Source organism: Pantoea sp. CFCC18177, assembly GCF_059412425.1.
In genome coordinates this window covers 55,583-75,390 of the sequence record NZ_JBNBPL010000022.1, presented here as the reverse complement: position 1 = coordinate 75,390, position 19,808 = coordinate 55,583, and the positions used below count along the sequence as shown (strand labels likewise).

The following is a 19,808-nucleotide window of genomic DNA, read 5'->3' as shown; positions in this document are numbered from 1 at the left end:
TGTTCCATCGGCACCGGTCCGTAAGGCAGACGAGTGAAGTGAAGGTACCGCGTTAGCGGCGTGAGGACCGCCAGCCACCATGTGACTCCAGACTGCGTTATCTTCAGTCGTTTAACCGACAAGCATTACGCATGCATTCACACTGTAATTTCCAACTTACAGCCGGTCGCTCCATAAATGCAGCCGTGGGATCACCAAATGCAGCGGTTGCGCCAGCGGTTTATAGCGATGTGCGACGTTTTCAGCATCGTAATCCAGTAATTCCCCCAAAATCGGCACCTGCGTCTTATCGCGACACAGCACCAGCAGCGGTGAAGGGCAGGCGAGTTGCACCTGCTTTTTATTACTGGCGCGCCAGACACGAGCGATGGGTTGGACTTTGACCGGTCGTTTAATTTTTAGCTTAGCGCCAGCAGGCAAGGACAGGATCATCTCCAGCTCCTGCTGCACTTTCTCGGCCCACTGCTCGCGTGTCCACGGGGCTTGGGCGCGGTTGGCTTTGAGACTGCGTTCCAGTTGCTCTACCACCGCCTCGCGCGTGAGGTTTTTGATGATATTCTTATTCGCCCAACCAAAACGCAGACTGTCCGGTGCATGCAGCAAGGTGACGCTACGATAGGCATTCAAGGTAATTAAACCGCGCAGATGCTGGTGAACAAACTCAAAGCGCGCTTCGCTCGGTAGGCCAGACTCGACGGTAATCAAGTGCTCAAGGCGCAGTTTCAGGGCATTGATATCCGCCACCTGCTGGCTGATGTGTTCGCTGGTGGCTTCATCTGCTTCAATGCAGATCGCACCTGGCAAACGCACAGCGGATTTGGTACTGAGTTTCTCCGACTGATCCTGCATAAACAGACGGCAATAATGGGTAAGCGCCATGTCACGCGCTTTCTGGCCGAGATGCTGTGTCACTGCAATTCGATCAATCTCATCATTCTCATGGCCTTTCTCAATTTCAGGCAGGCTAAACGCGCGCGCGATCAACAGCGGTTGCTGTTCCACCTGCTGGCGCAGGGTACTGAGACTCAACTCCAGGGTATTGACGCACTCATGCAGATCGGCGACTAAGTCATAGCGGCTCATGTTACGCTCCATAGTTACAACATACCATTAACGTTAAACCAATTGGTGCCGATCTGCCAGCTGAAAAACCGGATTTCGCGAAGCAGGGCACACAGACATTTTTCCAGTAGGATTAACGTGTTATAACAATGCTTTGCCTGCTAATGGAAAAAAGTCGTGGAGCATCACCCTAAGCCTGCTGTATCTGCCATTGTCACTCTGGGACTGGTGCAAATCCTGTCATGGGGCGGATCATTTTACCTGATGGCCGTGATGGCCAACCCAATTGTGGCAGAAACCGGCTGGTCGCAGCAGTGGGTCTACGGCGCGCTGTCGCTGGGTATTTTGGTATCGGGCTTGCTGGCACCGTTGAGCGGCAGACTGATTTCAGGCTCTTATGGGCGGGTGTTGCTGGCATCCAGCGGGGCGGTGATGGCGATAGGGCTGGTGATCATGGGGTTGAGCCACCATCTGCTGCTGTTTCTCTTAGCCTGGCTGATTATCGGTATCGGGATGGCGATGGGCCTGTATGATTCGCTGTTTGCTACCCTCGGTACGTTGTATGGCGGGCAGGCGCGAGGGGCGATCACCGGTATTACGCTGATTTCCGGTTTTTGTACCTCGCTGGTGTGGCCGGGTACTGCGTTGCTGATTCACTGGCTGGACTGGCGCGGCGCGTGTTTTGCCATTGCCGGATTGTTGTGTCTCGCCGTATTACCGGCCTATTTCTATGCGCTGCCCGCGCCCACGCGATCCACCATGACAACAGCCGCGAATAAAGGTGCCGGGCGAGATGAACTGGCGCCCGCGCTGTTTTGGTTGCTATGCAGCATTTTCACCCTCGCTTCGGTGATCATGACGGCCATTTCGGTGCAGTTGATCAGCCTGTTGCAGGCTAGCGGTCATTCGCTGACGGCCGCGTTAGCGATCAGCGCCATTTTGGGCCCGTGCCAGGTTGGGTCGCGCATTGTCGATATCGCTTTCAAACGCGGGCATCCTATCTGGACAACGTTTTTTTCCGTGGGATTAGTGGCGATAGGGTTGATATTACTGACGTGCTATCCACAGTTTGCGCTGGTGAGTATGGTGCTTTACGGCGCGGGAAATGGTTTACGTGCGATTGTGCGCGGAACTTTACCGCTGGTAATGGTCAAACCAGAGGCTTACGCGATTGTGGTAGGGCGCATGGCGCGTCCAGCACTGATTGGCCAGGCGTTAACGCCGTTGGTAGGCGGTTACATTTTTCAGCAATTCGGGGCGAACGCGACACTCTGGTTGCTGTGCCTGTTGGCGTTGACGAATGTGCTGTTAGTCTGGGTGCTGAAGCACAAATTGCCCCCGCTTGACCCGCAAGCATCATAGCGAGCCGTAAACTAAGCAGCCTGTGCGCTTCTGCCTGATCAAATGATGAATACGTGCCTTGATCACAGTCGCTGGCTTCTAAAAAGCAACAGTGTTTGTTATATTTATTGCTCATTGATTACTCACTGCCGCGGCATAAAAACAATAAGATAGACCGCAACTCAGGATACAGAAATGCTAGATTACCGCTTCCCGACAGCTTTGCAGATGGTTTTGAGCGTAGCGATGGCGGAGCAACTGGGTAAACGCTCGACCAGTGCCATACTGGCTTATGGTCTTGAAGCGAACCCCAGTTTCATTCGGAAACTTATGGTTCCGTTAACGCGCGATGGCATCATCGTCTCTACGCTTGGCCGTACCGGTTCGATTCATCTCGGTCGCCCTGCTGCGGAGATCACGCTGCGTGATATCTATACCTCGGTCATTGAAGATAAAAAGCTCTGGGCTTCGCGTCCCGATGTGGCACCCCGTTGCCTGGTCAGTGCTAACTTGTGCTGGTACTTCAAATCGATTGCGGAAGAGGCGGAAGAGGCCTCACTGAAAGTGCTGGAAACGCGCACAGTGGCAGATGCACTGGCTGAACTGAAGAAACATGACACCAGCAGCTGCGAAGAACTGCCCGATCTTGAAATCGAAGATCTCTGCAAAAAATCTCGCTGAGGTTAACCAAACGGTTACCGGGCATAAACCCGGTAACCCAGTTACTTATTTTGACATCCCATCCTTAGACATTTCATCTTTTGCCATACCGTCTTTTCCCATGCCGTCCTTCTTCATCCCGTCATGTTTTTTCATCGGTTTTTTCATACTGTCTTTCTTCATGCCGTCGTGGGACATCGCGCTTTCATTTTGCATGCCATCTTTCGCCATAGTGTCAGCGGCATAAGCACCTGTAGCAGCCATCAACAGTGCGCCAGTGAATAGCGTTGCAATAATCTTTTTCATCTTCATTTCCTTACAGGGTTTTAGGGGAGATTAACTGCCGCCAAACCAGTTATAGCCCTGGTCTTCCCAGTAGCCACCGGTAAAGCGGTTGGTGATTTCTATTGAAATAATGTGTTTCGGATTTTTGTAGCCCAGTTTGGTTGGGATACGCAGTTTCATGGGATAACCATATTTCGTCGGTAATATGCGGCCATCCCAGGTTAAAGCCAATAACGTTTGCGGATGGAGCGCCGATGCCATATCAATGCTGGTGTAATAGTCATCCGCACAACGGAAACTGACATATTTTGCTTTGGTGTCTGCACCAATTAATTGCAGGAAGTCACTGAAGCGTACGCCGCCCCAGCGACCAATGGCACTCCATCCTTCGACGCAAATATGGCGCGTGATTTGTTCATGTTGTGATAATTGATATAACTCTGGCAGTCGCCAACTGCGCTTATCACGTACCAGTCCACCAATCTGCAACTGATAATCATCACCGTTAATTTGCGGGATATCCTCTTCGCCGTAAAAAGCATTAAACGGAAAAGGACGGGTGATATCCTGCAGTGTATATTCAGGTGCCATTTTATAACCGCTGAAAAGCCATCCCTGAATACGATCATTAAAACGCGACATCCGACTTAACACATTTTCGACGTCTGGATTATTATCAATGTCACACCCGCTCAGCATGGCTACGCCGCCCACGGTTAAGCCCATACGCAGAAAATGGCGTCGTGAATGCCCTGACAATTGTTTCGCCAGCAGGGTTGTCGCTTCCTTAACCAAAGCTTCTTTATCACTGGCTGAAGGCTGAATATTTTTATTTGTCATTTTTAACGTCCACGCATCATCAGTAATAACGTTTTAGGCACCAGCGCTACCATGACTATATGAATAACAACAAAAGCGCATAAAAAGGCCATGGCAAAAAAGTGGATGAAACGTGCGGTGTCATAGCCACCTAATATGTTTCGCAGGAAAGGAAACTGCACTGACTTCCACAGTACCAAGCCTGAAACCGCTAATAGCATGCTGTCAATAACGACCAATAAATAGGCGAACTTCTGCACCATATTATATTGGCTTAAATCGTGATGGCTGAGATGCCCTCGCAATGCAGAGATTCCATCCTGCCATAATTGAGGGAGGCTCAATGGCATGAATCGTTGGCGAAAACGCCCGCTGATGATATTCAACGTGAGATATAAAACGCCATTGGCGGCAAACAGCCACATTGCAGCGAAATGCCACTGTAACGCGCCACCTAACCAACCACCCAAGGTGTATTCATTTGGGAAGGAGAACGGAAATAACGGTGAAGCATTATAAATTCGCCAGCCGCTAAAAATCATTATCACCATCGCAACGGCATTTATCCAGTGAGTGGCTCTTAGCCAAAGCGGATGAATATTTTTATGGTTGTGGCTTTTCATTATTTTTCTCCTTCTACCGCTATGCCGTTTGGAATGGAGAGATTTTGCGTCGCGATTGATCACAGAGTCCTCACGCAGAGTTAAACAAAATGTGATAACTCGCGAAGTCGAATCTGTATAAGATGAAAAGGATGTTCATTGAGGCGGCAAACATGGCTAAGAAAATCTTAATTGTTGAGGACGATGGGAATATCGCAGAGCTGTTGCACATTCACTTGCGCGATGAAGGCTTTGATATTACTCATGCAGCGGATGGCGACAAAGGCAGTCAACTGCTGGAAAGCCAGCGCTGGGATGCGCTGATTTTTGACATTATGTTGCCCGGTGTGGATGGGCTGGAACTCTGTCGCCGTGCGCGTAACTTGCCGCATTACACGCCGATAGTGATGATCAGTGCGCGAGCCAGTGAGGTGCATCGAGTACTGGGTCTTGAACTGGGCGCGGATGACTATCTGACGAAGCCTTTCTCCATGCTGGAACTGGTGGCGCGGGTTAAAGCGCTGTTCCGTCGCCAGGAAGCGATGAGCCAGAATCTCCGTCAGGACGCAGGGAATCTTCGCCTTGGCAGCCTGAGCATTGATCCCGTCGCGCGTGAAGTCAAATTAGCACAGACGCCGATTGAGTTAACGCCGCGCGAGTTCGAGTTGCTTTACCATTTTGCCCGTCATCCGGGGAAGGTCTTCTCACGACTCAGCTTGTTGAATCTGGTGTGGGGCTATCAGCATGAAGGCTATGAACACACGGTGAATACGCATATCAATCGCTTGCGCCTGAAAATTGAAGCCACCCCGGCGGAACCACGCTGGATACTCACCGTTTGGGGACAGGGCTACAAGTTTATGGTGCCCGATGAGGGAGGCAATGCTTGATGAAGCGCCTGTCGCTCACCCAACGATTAACGCTGGTCTTCGCGCTGATGCTGCTAATCAGCAGCGCGCTTATCCTGTTGATTCAAGACAATAATCGCCAGCAGTATAGCGACGCGATGATCCAGAACTTGTCGCGAGATCTGGCGGCGTCCATCGCCAAAAGCAGTGTGTTGATGAATGCCGGGAATACCGATGGCCCGGCCCTGAAACAGCTCTTTGGCCAGATGATGTCCTATAACCCCAGCGTTGAAGTTTATCTTTTGGATGCACAGGGGCGTATCCTGGCCAATGATGCGCCAGCAGGGCATGTGCACCGTGATCGTGTTGACGTCCAGCCCCTGCAAAAGTTGCTGGATGGGGGGCCGCTGCCCGTCTATGGTGACGATCCTCGTTCCACATCCACCCATAAAGTGTTCAGCGTCGCGCCAATCCTTAATGGCAACAGCACAGAGGGTTATCTGTATGTGATTTTGCAGGGGGAAAATTATCAATCTCTTCAGCAAGGGGTGAAATTATCTGTACTGCGCAGCGCGATGCTTTGGTCAGTGGTGGTGATCGTCCTGCTGGGATTGGTGGCTGGAGCGGTTGCCTACTATTGGGTGACGAGACCGGTGCGAAAACTCACACAAAAAGTGACTGCGGGTGAAGATGCGCTATACCTTCTTGCCGCAGAACCCCATTCACCACAGCATGATGAAGTCGCTCAATTACACAATGCGTTTATTGATATGGCCAAGCGTATTGCCTTACAGGTCGAGAAGCTGGAGTTGAAAGATCAGCAGCGTCGTGAATTTGTCGCCAACATTTCGCATGACTTACGTACACCGCTGATGTCGATTCAGGGCTATCTGGAGACGCTTTCAGTGAAAGCCAGCAGCTTAACCGAGGCGGAACGGAGTCGATACCTGCAAATCGCGCTCACCCAGAGCGAAAAAGTCGGCATGCTGGCCCAGCAGCTGTTTGAGTTAGCCCGCCTTGAACATGGCGTTGTCACGCCACAATATGAACGCTTTTCGTTGCCAGACCTGGTTCAGGATGTGATCCAGAAATTTGAGCTGGCGTTAGAGAAATCCAGTCTTCATTTAACTGTGGATATTGAGACGGGTTTGCCTTTGGTTGACGCGGATATGTCGATGATTGAGCGTGTCCTGACTAATCTGGTCGATAACGCGATCCGCCATACGCCGTCGGGTGGGAAAATCATTCTGCGTCTATGGCTTGAGGATCAAAAAGTGATGATGGAGCTGGAAGATAACGGTCCCGGCATTTCCCCGGAAGTCAGCCAGACGCTGTTTGAACGTCCCTCCATCATCGATCCGAATCGCCGTGACAATGGGGGATTAGGGCTGGTGATTGTCCGGCGTATGTTGCAATTGCATCGCGGAGACATTGCGCTAAAACCCGCACCTGGTGCCTGCTTCCAACTCTTCGTTCCGCTATAAAAAAAGGCGGCCACGCTGGGCCGCCTATGCTAACAGTAAACGACCTTAAACCGTCTGTACCTCTGCGGCAGGCTGCTTACGTGTCACTAGCTTACGCAATGTCACGTAGAACACCGGCGTCAGGAACAGACCGAACAGCGTCACGCCCAGCATGCCGGAGAACACGGTAATCCCGGTGACACCGCGCACTTCCGCACCGGCACCTTCACCAAGAATCAGCGGTACGGTACCGGCGATAAAGGCGATAGAGGTCATCACGATCGGGCGCAGACGGAGACGACAGGCTTCGAGCGCGGATTCGACAATTCCTTTGCCCTGCATCTCCAGCTCACGCGCAAACTCGACAATCAAAATCGCGTTCTTACACGCCAGCCCCATCAGCACCACCAGGCCCACCTGGACAAACACGTTGTTATCGCCACCAGTCAGCCACACGCCGACCAGCGCTGACAGCATGGTCACTGGCACAATCAGGATCACCGCCAACGGCAAGGTCCAGCTCTCATACAGCGCCGCCAACACCAGGAAGGCTAACAGTACCGCCACCGGGAAAACGATAAACGCGGTGTTACCTTGGGTTGCCTGCTGATAGCTCAGATCGGTCCATTCGATGTTCATACCGTTCGGCAGCACCTGGCTCGACATCGCTTCCAGCTTCTCCATCGCCTGGGCTGAGGAGAGCACGCGCGGATCGGCGTCACCAATCAGGTCGGCTGCTGGATAACCGTTGTAACGGATCACCGGGTCAGGACCGTAAGTTGTGGTGATGTTGACCATACTGCCAATCGGTACCATCTCACCCTGGTTATTACGGGTACGCAGATTAGCGATATCCTGCACGGTATCGCGGAAATCGCCGTCTGCCTGCGCCATCACACGCCAGGTACGTCCAAACTTGTTGAAATCATTGACGTAAGACGAACCCAGATAGATTTGCAAGGTGCTGAACAGATCGGTGAGTGACACTCCTTGCGCCTTGGCTTTATCACGATCCACCTGCACATCCAATTGCGGGACGTTTGCCTGGTAAGAGGAGATCGGGAACATCATGCCTGGGGTCTGCATCACCGCACCGGACAGGGTGTTGATGGCAGTTTGTAACGCACCGTAGCCCAAACCTGCACGATCCTGCACATACAGCGAATAACCCGAACCTTGACCTAACCCGAGAATCGGCGGTGGCATGATCGAGAAGCCGAAGCCTTGCTGGATTTTGGCGATCTTGGCGTTGATCTCGGCATTGATCTCCGCTGCGCTACGTGTACGTTCACTAAATGGTTTCAGGCCAAAGAACACGGTACCGGTGTTCGGCGTGTTGGTGAACTGCAGGGCGTTCAGGCCGGGGAAGGCGACCGAATAGGCCACACCTTCGGTGTTCATGCCGATCTCGCTCATCTTACGAATCACTTCATCGGTACGCGCCAGCGATGAACCCTCAGGCATCTTCACGCCGCCAATCAGGTAGAGCTTGTCCTGAGTGGGGATAAACCCGCCGGGTACGGTGTGGAACATAAAGCCTGCACCGGCCAGCAACAGCACGTAGACGCCGAACACCGCACCGCGACGACGCAGGGTTTTGCCCACCATTGACTCATAGCCATCCGAACTGCGCTGGAAGAAGCGATTGAACGGACGGAATAACCAGCCAAGCAGACGATCAATCAGACGTGTTGGCATATCCTTCGGCGCATCGTGTGCCTTCAACAGTTTCGCCGCCAGCGCTGGCGATAAGGTCAGCGAGTTGATCGCCGAAATCACCGTCGAAATAGCAATGGTCACCGCAAACTGCTTATAGAATTGCCCCGTCACGCCGGAGAGGAACGCCATCGGCACGAATACGGCACACAGCACCAAGGCAATGGCGATAATCGGTCCCGACACTTCACGCATCGCCTGATGCGCCGCCGCGGTGGGGGACAGGCCCATGGCGATATTACGTTCGACGTTTTCCACCACCACGATGGCGTCATCGACCACGATACCTATCGCCAGCACCAGACCAAACAGACTGAGCGTGTTCAGCGAGAAGCCCAACAGATAGAGCACGCTGAAGGTACCCACCACCGAAACCGGCACCGCCAGCAACGGAATGATGGAGGCACGCCAGGTTTGCAGGAACAGGATCACCACCAATACCACCAGCACAATCGCCTCAAACAGCGTTTGCACCACGGCACGGATCGAGTCACGCACGAACACGGTTGGATCGTAAGGTGCCGCCCACTGCACATCATCCGGGAAGCGAGTCGCCAGTTCGGCCATTTTGGCACGCACGGCATTAGACAGATCGATGGCGTTGGCGCCTGGCGCCTGGAAGATACCGATACCGACGGCATCTTTGTTATTCAACTGAGAGCGCAGGGCATAGCTGCCTGAACCCATCTCAATTCGTGCCACGTCACGCAGGCGCACCAGCGTACCATCGTCAGCGGTCTTCAGAATGATATTGCCGAACTGCTCTTCACTCTCCAGGCGGCCCTGCGTGTTGATGGACAGCAGGAAATCGCTGGCCTTTTTGGTCGGTTCTGCGCCTAACTGACCGGCAGAAACCTGTACGTTCTGCTCCTGCATCGCGCTGACCACATCAGAAGCGGTCATACCACGCGCCGCCACTTTGTTAGGGTCGAGCCAGACGCGCATTGCATACTCACCGGCACCGAAGATCTGAATCTGTCCCACGCCAGGCAAGCGCGCCAGTTCATCTTTGACCTTTAAGGTGGCGTAGTTACGCAGATAGAGTGAATCGTACTTACCGTGAGGCGAGAACATGTGCACAACCAGCGTCAGCGTGGGTGACATCTTCTGTGTGGTCAGGCCGAGTTGACGCACCTCTTCGGGCAGACGCGCTTCCGCCTGCGCCACACGGTTCTGCACCTGGACCTGCGCCTGATCGGGGTCGGTACCTGGACGGAAAGTCACGGTGGTGACCAGCACGCCATCGGAACCGGCAACCGACTTCATGTACATCATGTTCTCAACCCCGTTGATGGCCTCTTCCAGCGGCGTCGCCACGGAATCTGCAATCACTTTGGGGTTGGCACCTGGGTATTCCGCGCGCACCTGCACGCTGGGCGGCACCACGTTGGGATATTCACTGATCGGCAACAGCGGTATGGCGATCAGTCCGGTGGTAAAGATCAAAATCGACAGCACCGCCGCGAAGATCGGTCGGTCGATAAAAAAGCGGGAGAAATCCATAACAGGCAGTCTCGATTGTTATTGAGCGGAGCGCATTGCCACCGGCTGAGCTTTCACCGGCATGCCAGGCATGAAGACTTTCTGCAGACCATTAACGATCACCTTGTCACCCGGCTGTAATCCGGATTGCACAATGCGCAGGCCATTCGCCATATCGCCAGCCTGAATATCGCGGCGCTGGGCTTTACCCTGCGCATCAACCACATAGACGTATTTACGATCCTGGTCGGTCAGCACCGCTTTATCGTCCACCAGCAGCGCGTTAAACGCGGCACTGCCTGGCAAACGCACGCGGGCAAACAAACCTGGCGTAAACTGATGTTCGTGGTTATCCAGCGTGGCGCGCATACGAATGGTGCCGGTGCTGGCGGTCAGCTGGTTATCAAGGAAATCAACGGTGCCGCGATGGGGATACCCTTGCTCACCGGTCAGCGCAATCTCCACCGGCAGTGCGCCGCGATTTTGCCCCTGACGCGCTAAGGTCTGATATTGCAGATAGGTCGCTTCATCCACATCGAAATAGACGTAAATGCGATCCTGTGACACCAGCGTGGTCAGCACGCTGGCGCTGTCCCCGGCGGTGACCAGGTTACCGGTGGTGATCATCGCGCGGCTGGCACGACCATCAATCGGTGCGGTCACGCGGGTGAAGTCGAGATTCAGCTGCGCCATATCCACGGCGGCCTGCGCGGACAGCACATTGGCCTGCGCCTGGTTAGCCGCAGAGCGACGTTGTTCCCACTCTTCGCGTGACACCACGTTGGTACCAATCAGCTTATCGGTACGCGCCGACTCACTGCGCGCCAGCGATGCCTGGCTGCGTGCGGTGGCTAATTCAGCCTGTGCCTGTTCCAGCGTGGCGCGATAGGTGCGATCGTCAATGGTGAACAGCACCTGGCCTTTTTTCACGTCATCGCCTTCGCGATAGTTAACCTGATCGATATAGCCCGAGACGCGCGGTCGCAGTTGCACGCTCTGCACCGCCTCAAAACGTCCGTTGAAGCTATCCCACTGGCTAACCTGTTGTTGAACCACCTGCGCGACACTCACTTCGGGCGGTGGCGGTGGGGCGTTTTGCGCCACTCCGCGATCGCAACCGGCCAGCAGGCTTCCCAGCAACATCACTCCTGACAGGCTTACCGCCCGACGAACCCCATATGTTTGCAGATGCATTGTTGTTATTCCGCTTTGGTGTGAAAAAAAGAAAGGACATGTACGAAAAATCTGCAACTTTTAAGATTGCATTAAAACGCGATGAGTGTAGGCTGCTGCAAACTGCATCTGCAAGAATATCTGATACACTTTATGTGCTGTTTTGATCAATTCGTTTCAGAGGGGGAAAGCCCCTACAGCGAGTGCGGCATTTAATGCAATAATAAAACTTGCATTAAATGTCATAGTCAGTCACCCTTAAAGTGTAATTGCAACTGATACTGATACTGTTCGTCAAGGCGACGGGAGAAAATGGGATGATGAGCGACGCATTTATTCACGATCTGATCGACTGGATTGATAACAACATTGAAGCACGTCTGGATCTGGACACCGTAGCGGGGCGCGCCGGTTATTCAAAGTGGCACCTGCAGCGTATGTTCAAAGAGCACACCGGCTATCCGCTGGGTGAGTACATCCGGAATAAAAAACTGAAAAAATCGGCGGACCGTTTAACGACCACCAACGAACCGATCCTCAATGTGGCGATTTCACTGGGGTTTGACTCGCAGCAGTCGTTCAACCGGAGCTTCAAACGTCAGTATGGTGTCGCGCCAGGCGCATGGCGTCGTCATGCGGTGCCAACCGCGAGTGCCATGCAGTAACACCTCCGCCAGGGCCAGCTTCGCTGGCCCGCGTTCCTCTTCGCTGTATTCCTGCTATGATCGGCTTCCTGTCAATCAGGATGTCACTATGTCAAAGAAACTCTGGATCGGATTAATCTTCGCGCTGGCCGCTACCTGGGCCGGGCTGAAACCCCATTTAAGCAACAAATCGGCCTCAAGCCATACGGACATCGCACAACTCACCGATGCCAATACGGTCGCGCGCTGGTTGCAGCAGCATCATAAACTGCCAGATCTCTATCTCACCAAAAGCGAAGCGCGTCGTCAGGGCTGGAACCCGAGCAAAGGCGATCTGTGCAACGTGCTGCCTGGTCGAGCAATTGGGGGCGATCGTTTTAGCAACCGCGAGCAGCGCCTGCCGATGCAAGCCGGACGGCAGTGGTATGAAGCCGATGTGAATTACGATTGTGGACACCGTGATGCCGATCGTCTGCTTTACTCTTCAGATGGCCTGATCTTTCTCACCACCGATCACTACCGCAGCTTCAAACAGGTGAATTAACCATGTTGACGCTCACTTTTGATTTTCAGCAGTTAGATAACCGTCAGGCGTTTTACCGCGCACTGGTGGCGCAGAGCCACTGTACGCTGGCGTTCGGCAACAATCTGGATGCGATGTGGGACTGGCTGACCGGCGGTATGGCGCTGCCCGCCATCATCCATCTCAAGCACGTAGAAAGCGCCAGTGAAAAGGCAGAATTTGCCCCGGTTCTGGCGCTGTTGGAAGAAGCGGCGCAGCAGCTGCAAGGCGAGCTGCGCCTGACGCGTTAAGCGTGCAACGGCAGCAGCAAGAACGCCAGCGTCTGGCGGGCGTTGGCCGGTAAATCACCGCCGCCGGTGTAGCCATTGTTTTCTACGATCACCGAATTTAACCCTACCAGCCAGTCATAGATGTAATACGCCGTATGATTGGCCGGTGCCACGGATAAGCGCGTTAAACGTTGCCCCGACGAAAAGCTGACGCTGGGCGCAGGTGGGCGAGCAAAGATAGTTTGCCCACGATTCACACGGCTCTCTGGACGTTCGTTTTCAGGTCGCTGTAAAAAGCCTAGCCAGGCGACAAAATCACCCAACACCGTCATTGCGCGGGACACCTGACGATCGGTACGTGCTTCGTGGGCGCTGGCTTGCGCATCCGGTTCGTTAAGCGCGTTTTGCAACTTGCTCAGTACGTTCAGGCGGAAGCTGGCGGTAATCAACTCCTCCACCAGCAACTCCAGCGTTGGTTTATCGACATTGAGTAACGTCAGCAGGCTGCGACTCTCGGGCAACTGACGCAGATGCTCCAGCCACAACGCAAACACCTGCTGCGGGAACTGCTGATCGCGCTGGCCGCCACTGTTGCGTGGTTCTGCCTGGGCAACCGGCTCATCTTTGAACAGGTCAAACTCAAAGCCGATGCCAAAATAGCTCTGATCGGCAGCCGCCGTTTTGGCACTGTGCTGCGCAACGTTAGTATTACGCTGGCTCAGCCACAGCTGGCGCACCGCTTCACGCGAAGGCTGCAAACGCTCCAGCAGTTCACCGTGCAACCCGGTACGGTGTTGCAGGCATTTCAGCAGGGTGTCGGAAATCGCTTGTTTACGTGCGGCCTGTTCTGGGGTCGCCGTGGATTCGGTCCATGGCTGCAGACGCTCTACCAGTTTCTGCTGCAAACTGGTTAACTGCTGCGCCAGACGATCGCGTCTTGCTTCTGGCTGCATTTCGTCCTGCAACCAACTGCCCATGCGGTCAACGCCCGCGCGATCCAGCGCCAGCATCGATCCCCAGCTTTGCCCTGGTTGGCCAATTTGACGTTGTACCGCTTCATCAACATTAATCTGCTGCTGTTGATAACGCGCATCGTGTGGAGTTATTGCCCAAATCAGACGCGGTTTCTCACCGCTGGCGGCCACGGTTTGGTGGATATGCCATTCGCGCAGTGCGCTGGCGGCCATATCGGCATCCTGACGCTGGCTGGCCGCGGTACAGATCAACATTAAATCGATGCCCTGACGAGCGGCGTATAAACCTGGCAGCAGTGCCCGTTTCTGCTCCAGTAAAGTGGCACGCAGTGCGTCGCGCTTACGCAACTGCGCTAAATCCTCTTGCTGCCCGCGATCGGCAGGCTGGCCCGGTGCAGGCAATTCCAGCATATCGGCTTCATCGTACAACGCCTGACGCGGCGTGGAACTGAGGGGAATGGTGATCTCCAGCGTCAGCAGCGCCAGCAAACCCAGCGGTACCTGCTGCGCTTTGCCTACACGATTGGCGATAATCGGGCAGACCTCAATCATCTCCTGCAAATCGGCGTCGTTGCCGATCAGTTTTTCCGCCGGTAGAGCGGCGTCATCGGTCAGCAGGCTGAGCGGTGCCAGCAGGCGCGGTGCCTGGCGCAGTTGATGGCGTAAATGCATCAGGCTGCGCAACTGTTCGTTGAGCGCAACCTGATTAGGCCATAACAGCGCAAACAGCTGCACGCGGTCATCCACGTTGAGCCATGGGGCCAGTTCAATCGCCTGCGGCCAAAAGTGACGATCCAACACTTCCGCGTGACGATGCTGGCGACGACTCCACGCCCACAAGGTGATCAGCGCATCGCTGTCGAGGCCGGGTTCAGGTTCATCCTGACGATGGCGCTGCAAGCGCTGCAGCACGGCGTCAATCACGGCGGTATCGGGCTGTTCTTCGGTTTTGGCGCACGCCAGTATCAGACGAATCAGCTCGGCATCGCTTAACAACGTCATTTCCAGCGGCCAGGCGCTGGACTGGGCTTCACGCTGGTGGCTGAAACGGGTGGCGATGGCGAAATCGATATTGCCTGGATTGATGTTCTGGAAGTGATTAACCACTCTATCGCCAAGGCGCGCAATCAGCTGGCCCTGGGCATCACCGACCATTTCACTCAGCAACCAGGCTTTACCCGCCTGTGACTGGCCAAACAGCGCCAGCGTCACCGGGCGCGCTAACTGGCGCGCCAGGGCATGGCTCTCGACGCGGGCACGGCGCAGTTGCAGTTGCAGCGTATCGGCTTCCATGGCCAGGCGTGGCGCCTGAGCCTGATGGGTATCGATCCAGTTCAGCGCACCGTCGAGCGTCTCCTGCATCAGGCTGAGACGTTTGGCTGGCGTGACTGACGTGGTTTTCTTAGCTGTTCTCATCGTTTGCAGACGCTCCCGCTGTCAATCCAATACTGCGCGTTGGCATTGCCGGTCGCAGACAGAGTATTCAGTTTCAGACTCAATTGTTCCAGCGGCACACGCGTACCGTCATCCATTCGTGCATCGCTCAGCACCAGACGTTCTGGTCCAAAGTCGTCGGGACCAGGCTGAACCGCCAGCTTGATACGCAACACGCTCTCACCGGCCACTTTACGCGCCAGCTGCGGGTCGGTAATGCTCAGGCTGTACAGCGGGGAAGCGGGCCAGCGATCGTTCTCCAGCTGGCGGAAGCCGAGGCACACGTTGCCGCGAATGCGGAAGCTGCTTTTGCGATCCAGCGCGAAATGGCTGCTGTCGAGGTCGATCTCGCTGTAACAGAGATTATCATCGCTCAGCGTGGCATTCTCATCCAGCACGCCCAGATAGCGGATGGTGGAGTAGGGTTCAAAATCTCCGGCGCGGAACCAGAAGCTGCTCAGACGCAAATCCAGCGCCAGCAGGCATAGCATCGCGCCCACCGCAGCCGTGGATTTCGGGTTATCAATGCGCCCCTGTTTGTTAAACGGATACCAGTCGCTGGTGTGATAGCCTTCCAGCGACAAAATGCGGCTGCCCGGCAACGGTTGCAGATGGCGCACCAGCGCCTGAATGCCAGGGAAGCGCGAAGGGCGGCCCGTCAGCAGTAGCACATCACACTGATAAAGCGAGACCACTTCGCACATCGCGCGCAGTGCCGGAATGATGGCCATACGGTGTTGCAGGAACTCAGCGTGCAGTTGCGCCATGCTCACGACTAAAGGTACGTCGAGCAGATCAAAGCGACTATCCCCGCCCAGCGTGCGCTGGATCTCGCCGTTAACAAACGCCAACACGCTGCTGGCTGGTTTTTGCGGCACCAGTTCGCCAAACAGCGCATTGATCTCACTGTGGCTATCCAGCGGGTCCCAGTTTTCGTAGCGCTCCAGTACTGCCTGCGCCAGCGGAATAAACAGCTGCAGAGTGACCTGCTGACGCAACGTGGCTTGCCCGTCCATGCGGCTGTCGTGACCAAACAGTTTGTTCATCAGCGGTTCAGCCAGCGTCAATCCGGCTTTTTGCAGGCTCTGCTGCAGTGCAGGCAGGACCCACAATTGAATGACATCCAACAGGATATCGTCACCCGCGACTTTAAAGCCCTCGCGGAACAGCAGGCGCGGGGTAATTTTGACGTTGTTGCCCTGGCCATCATCGAGGCGATATTGCGTGATCGCCAGGTCGGTGGTGCCGCCGCCAATATCGATGGACGCAATGCGCAAGCTTTTGCCCGGCAGTTCGTCCACTTCACGTGGGCGGTCTGGGCGCGCCATGCTGCTAAAGAAATCTTCAGCGCGGCCCGCAAAGTTGACCTGGGTTTCGTTGAACAGCCATACCATCTGACCGCAAGTGGCTTCATCCCACTCCATCTGCACATCCGGTACCGGACGCAGACTTTTTGCCTGGCTTTCCGCACTGAAATCCTCTTCGGCCGGATGCCAGCCTTCGGCTTTCCACACCAGCGCAATGGCTTCCTGCATGCGACGACGGAAAATCTCGCGCTCAGGTTTAGGCATCGCCGACGGTAAGGTCAGGATCACATGACGCAGTTGGCGAGGTGCCTGGCTTTGCGGCATGCGCTGACGCTGTGCCACGCTGTTCATCTGCATCATCGCCTGGGCCAGCAGTTCGCAAAGCATAAAGGTCATCAGCGAACTGCGGCTGTAGCTGGCGGAAAACACCGGCAGGCGCTCATCTTCATCCAGCGCATGCAGCGGCTGGCCTTCATCATTCAACAGTAAGGTGAAAGGCAGCGCGGTGGCCTGCGGCTCGTCACTGCTGCCGTTAGCGTTAAAGCGCCAGCCTGGCTGATAGCGTGCTTCATCCCATAAATAGCGGCGTGGGCTGGATAAACCTGTGCTGCCTTCGGTGCCGGCACGCAACAGTGCAAGGCGGCTGGCCTCGCGTCCAACACGGGTCAGCGAAGGCCACATGAAGGCGTTTTCTCGGCCGCTCTCCAGCGAGAAGTTGGCTTTACCAAAGCGGGTTTCCGCAAATTCCAGGCGGCTGTCGAACAGTTCGTTGTACACCTGATGCGGTTCGGAGAGATCGCGCAGTTGCAGCTCGTAAGTTTGACGCAGGCCACTGCTCTCTTCGGCATGATCTTCTACCAAAATACCGCAGGTGTGTGAGTTGCCGACATCCAGAATGATATCGACGTTGACGGCCGGCGTTTGCAGCGACGCAGCCTGGATGTAGATCTCCGCGAGGTCGAGTTGCTCGCCCAGCAGCTCCAGCAAGTTGAGATAGTGTGCCTGATACTCAAATTCACGCAGCGCCTGGTTGAGTTCCTGCTCTCGACGGGATTCCAGCGCATTAACCTGTTGGGCAAAGGTTTCACGTAGCCAGCCATCAACCCAGGTGTGATCGAGAAATTCACCCAGCTCATAATTGTGCCAGGCCAGCGCGAAGCTGACGCCGTTCTGAGCATCGGCTTTGCTTAAACCGTGCTGCTCGCCACCGTCTTGTTCCGACACGATACGGGTATCGAAGGCCAGCGTAATGCGATGGGTGTTACCGGCCGCATCGGGCTGGCTCAGCGGGGCCAGGTGCAAGCGCGCCCAGTTATCCGGGCCGCCGATAAAACGGCGTCCGCTGGTGCAACGCAGCACTGGCAGCGGCAGCCACTGGTGAGCTAACAACTTTAACGAATCGGCCAGCGCAATATCTGACTCAGGGCGAACCACTTCCGCCGCGCTACCATCTTCCGGATAGAGCAGAAATTTTCCGCTGTTGCCGTCAACGTTGAGCCGCAGCAGCGGGCCATTGGCGGTCTGTCTTACAAACTGGCGACGGGCCTGCAAAGCAGGCAGACGCAGGCCAAAATCGAGAAACTGCACACCGCTATCTTCAATCAGCGTGATTTTTTGTTTGTCATCGATGAGGGGAGCCAACATGGTTACTTACTCTCACGCTTAATCGTCAACGGGAAGACCTGATCTGCGCCATATTGCGCAGTACAGCTGGCAATGCCATCACCGGCTTTACACACCAACTCAGGCATGCGGTAACGCGACTTATCGCTGCAGCTGGCAGTATAGCGGCTGCGCACCACCATGGTGCCGGCGGTGGTCATGGCAGCGGTGACATCGGCTTTACAGCGGATGTTATCGCCTTGAGAAATGGTGGCGACGCCTTTGCCATTGCGCAGCTGATAGCGCAGGCTCGGCGGTTTACCGGTGGGTAAATTGGTTTGACGCAAGGTCACGCGCCAGGTGCCATTGATAAACTTCACCGATCCGACGCGTGCATCTTCGGTGGTCATCACCAGGTCATCAGCCTTGGCTGGTTCAGTATGTTCAGCCACCACTTCCGGCGGTGCCGGTGGGGCTGCTGGCTCCGGTGCTGCTGCCACGGAGGCGCTCTTCTGCGGCAGTGTCGCCGCCAGTTTCTCGGCTTTAACGACCACCGCTGGCGGTGTGAACACCGGGGCAGGGACATCTGCAACCGCTATCTCAGGTGCCGCCTGCGGAGTAGAACTGTGTAGCCAGAAAGCCACGGCCGCCGCCGCAACCACCGCCACCGGCAACATTAAGGCGACAGGACGCCATACTGAAGGACGACGTGCAGGGGCAGGTTCGGGTTCAGGTTCCGGCAGTTCGACATCCGGCACGGTTTCGATCAATTCAGGCGTTGGTTCGGCAACAGGGGCAGCCGCAACCGGCGGGATCTCAATCAGCGGGGCAATCACCGGCGCGACAACCACGGGCGCCACGATGGCAGCAGGTGGCTCAGGCAACAGTGGTGGTAATGCCTCTTCCAGGCTGTCGCGCAGGCAGGCGAGCGCGTCATCTCGTGAGCGAGCCTGAGGATCGACAAAGCCCCAGAAGGTGATCACGGGTTTGCCATCCACCAGATAGACGTACTGCTGATCGGGAAACTGGAGTGTTTTGCTCAGTAAGGCACCGAACAGTCGCATGGCTGGATTTTCGGCATCACGCGCGCGCAGGCTGGCGGCCAGCAAATCCTGCTGGTTGAGCGTCAATAGCTCCAGCGCTTTTTGCCGCTCATGATCGCTGGCTGCCAGCCAGGATTTTACTTTGCCGTTGAATGGCGCATACCAGTCGAGGCGATCACCGCGTTCATTGGCTTGCGGAATGGCGAGGCAGTTAGCCAGCGTTGTCTGGCGACGCAGACGCAGCGTTTCGCGGATTTGCAGGGCAGAAGCCCAGACCGGCTGGCCGTTTTCACCCAGTGCCAGTACCGTGTCCAGATTGCCGCTGCGCAGAAAAGTTTTTGCCACTCGTTGGGCCCTTATCGGTGGTTGTCTGAGGCAGAACACCATGTGTATTTGGCGATATACCCAAAATAATTCGAGTTTCAGGAAGGCGGCAAGTGTATGAATCCTCAGGAGCTTACTGGAGTAAGTGACTGAGGTGAATACACGTAGCCAACGCACCTGCAACTTGAAGTATGAAGGGTATCGTAGTGATCTTAAGCCAAATGCAGGAGAATCAAA

At 55.2% G+C, this 19,808-nt stretch carries 16 protein-coding genes; 7 read left to right on the top strand and 9 right to left on the bottom strand.

What is annotated here, in order from left to right; translation table 11 throughout:
• Positions 1-156: 156 nt before the first annotated feature.
• Positions 157-1,083 carry a DNA replication terminus site-binding protein gene (tus, locus tag ACPUC8_RS19710; protein WP_494927121.1) on the bottom strand — a complete coding sequence of 309 codons (927 nt, stop codon included), beginning with the start codon at positions 1,081-1,083 and terminating at the stop codon, positions 157-159.
• A gap of 156 nt (positions 1,084-1,239) precedes the next feature.
• Here tus and ACPUC8_RS19705 point away from each other — a divergent pair, with 156 nt between their 5' ends.
• Both ACPUC8_RS19705 and ACPUC8_RS19700 read left to right on the top strand, forming a co-directional pair.
• Positions 1,240-2,424: an MFS transporter gene (locus ACPUC8_RS19705; protein WP_494927120.1), complete on the top strand. Its 1,185-nt coding sequence runs from the start codon at positions 1,240-1,242 to the stop codon at positions 2,422-2,424.
• A gap of 174 nt (positions 2,425-2,598) precedes the next feature.
• Positions 2,599-3,084 (top strand): RrF2 family transcriptional regulator, encoded by a 486-nt coding sequence (locus tag ACPUC8_RS19700; RefSeq protein WP_039336968.1) that lies wholly within the window; start codon positions 2,599-2,601, stop codon positions 3,082-3,084.
• 45 nt (positions 3,085-3,129) lie between these two features.
• Here ACPUC8_RS19700 and ACPUC8_RS19695 read toward each other — a convergent pair whose 3' ends face one another.
• The 3 genes from ACPUC8_RS19695 to ACPUC8_RS19685 are packed head-to-tail and all read right to left on the bottom strand — an operon-like array spanning position 3,130 to position 4,790.
• Positions 3,130-3,369 carry a pentapeptide MXKDX repeat protein gene (locus ACPUC8_RS19695; protein WP_494927119.1) on the bottom strand — a complete coding sequence of 80 codons (240 nt, stop codon included), beginning with the start codon at positions 3,367-3,369 and terminating at the stop codon, positions 3,130-3,132.
• 30 nt (positions 3,370-3,399) lie between these two features.
• The gene (locus tag ACPUC8_RS19690) at positions 3,400-4,188 is read right to left on the bottom strand and encodes a molybdopterin-dependent oxidoreductase (protein ID WP_494927118.1); all 789 of its coding nucleotides are present in this window, start codon (positions 4,186-4,188) and stop codon (positions 3,400-3,402) included.
• Positions 4,189-4,190: 2 nt separating this feature from the next.
• Positions 4,191-4,790 carry a cytochrome b/b6 domain-containing protein gene (locus tag ACPUC8_RS19685; protein WP_494927117.1) on the bottom strand — a complete coding sequence of 200 codons (600 nt, stop codon included), beginning with the start codon at positions 4,788-4,790 and terminating at the stop codon, positions 4,191-4,193.
• Between the two features lie 152 nt (positions 4,791-4,942).
• On the opposite strand from ACPUC8_RS19685, the gene ACPUC8_RS19680 reads away from it, so the two are divergent.
• Entirely contained in the window at positions 4,943-5,659 is a 717-nt protein-coding gene (locus tag ACPUC8_RS19680) for a response regulator transcription factor (protein ID WP_039336999.1), read from the top strand.
• The gene (locus ACPUC8_RS19675; RefSeq protein ID WP_494927130.1) at positions 5,659-7,101 is read left to right on the top strand and encodes a sensor histidine kinase; all 1,443 of its coding nucleotides are present in this window, start codon (positions 5,659-5,661) and stop codon (positions 7,099-7,101) included. Before ACPUC8_RS19680 ends, ACPUC8_RS19675 begins: the two co-directional genes overlap by 1 nt.
• A gap of 45 nt (positions 7,102-7,146) precedes the next feature.
• On the opposite strand, the gene oqxB is transcribed toward ACPUC8_RS19675, so the two are convergent.
• The gene (oqxB, locus tag ACPUC8_RS19670) at positions 7,147-10,299 is read right to left on the bottom strand and encodes a multidrug efflux RND transporter permease subunit OqxB (RefSeq protein ID WP_039336981.1); all 3,153 of its coding nucleotides are present in this window, start codon (positions 10,297-10,299) and stop codon (positions 7,147-7,149) included.
• An 18-nt stretch (positions 10,300-10,317) separates the two neighbouring features.
• Positions 10,318-11,472 carry an efflux RND transporter periplasmic adaptor subunit gene (locus tag ACPUC8_RS19665; RefSeq protein WP_494927116.1) on the bottom strand — a complete coding sequence of 385 codons (1,155 nt, stop codon included), beginning with the start codon at positions 11,470-11,472 and terminating at the stop codon, positions 10,318-10,320.
• A gap of 296 nt (positions 11,473-11,768) precedes the next feature.
• Between ACPUC8_RS19665 and ACPUC8_RS19660 the strand changes: the two genes are divergently transcribed.
• The 3 genes from ACPUC8_RS19660 (at position 11,769) to ACPUC8_RS19650 (ending at position 12,908) form a co-directional block, all read left to right on the top strand.
• A complete protein-coding gene (locus ACPUC8_RS19660; protein ID WP_039336985.1) occupies positions 11,769-12,116 on the top strand; it encodes a helix-turn-helix domain-containing protein in 348 nt (115 codons plus the stop codon).
• Between the two features lie 88 nt (positions 12,117-12,204).
• On the top strand, positions 12,205-12,639 hold the full coding sequence (locus tag ACPUC8_RS19655) for a ribonuclease domain-containing protein (RefSeq protein WP_283227755.1): 435 nt from the start codon (positions 12,205-12,207) through the stop codon (positions 12,637-12,639).
• Between the two features lie 2 nt (positions 12,640-12,641).
• Complete coding sequence (locus ACPUC8_RS19650) at positions 12,642-12,908, top strand: barstar family protein (RefSeq protein ID WP_494927115.1); 267 nt, start codon at positions 12,642-12,644, stop codon at positions 12,906-12,908.
• On the opposite strand, the gene ACPUC8_RS19645 is transcribed toward ACPUC8_RS19650, so the two are convergent.
• The 3 genes from ACPUC8_RS19645 to ACPUC8_RS19635 are packed head-to-tail and all read right to left on the bottom strand — an operon-like array spanning position 12,905 to position 19,592.
• Positions 12,905-15,277: a virulence factor SrfC family protein gene (locus ACPUC8_RS19645; RefSeq protein ID WP_494927114.1), complete on the bottom strand. Its 2,373-nt coding sequence runs from the start codon at positions 15,275-15,277 to the stop codon at positions 12,905-12,907. The two genes, ACPUC8_RS19650 and ACPUC8_RS19645, sit on opposite strands and share 4 nt — an antisense overlap.
• Entirely contained in the window at positions 15,274-18,246 is a 2,973-nt protein-coding gene (locus tag ACPUC8_RS19640; protein ID WP_494927113.1) for a virulence factor SrfB, read from the bottom strand. Before ACPUC8_RS19640 ends, ACPUC8_RS19645 begins: the two co-directional genes overlap by 4 nt.
• 2 nt (positions 18,247-18,248) lie before the next feature.
• On the bottom strand, positions 18,249-19,592 hold the full coding sequence (locus ACPUC8_RS19635) for an SrfA family protein (protein WP_494927112.1): 1,344 nt from the start codon (positions 19,590-19,592) through the stop codon (positions 18,249-18,251).
• Between the last annotated feature and the right edge of the window lie 216 nt (positions 19,593-19,808).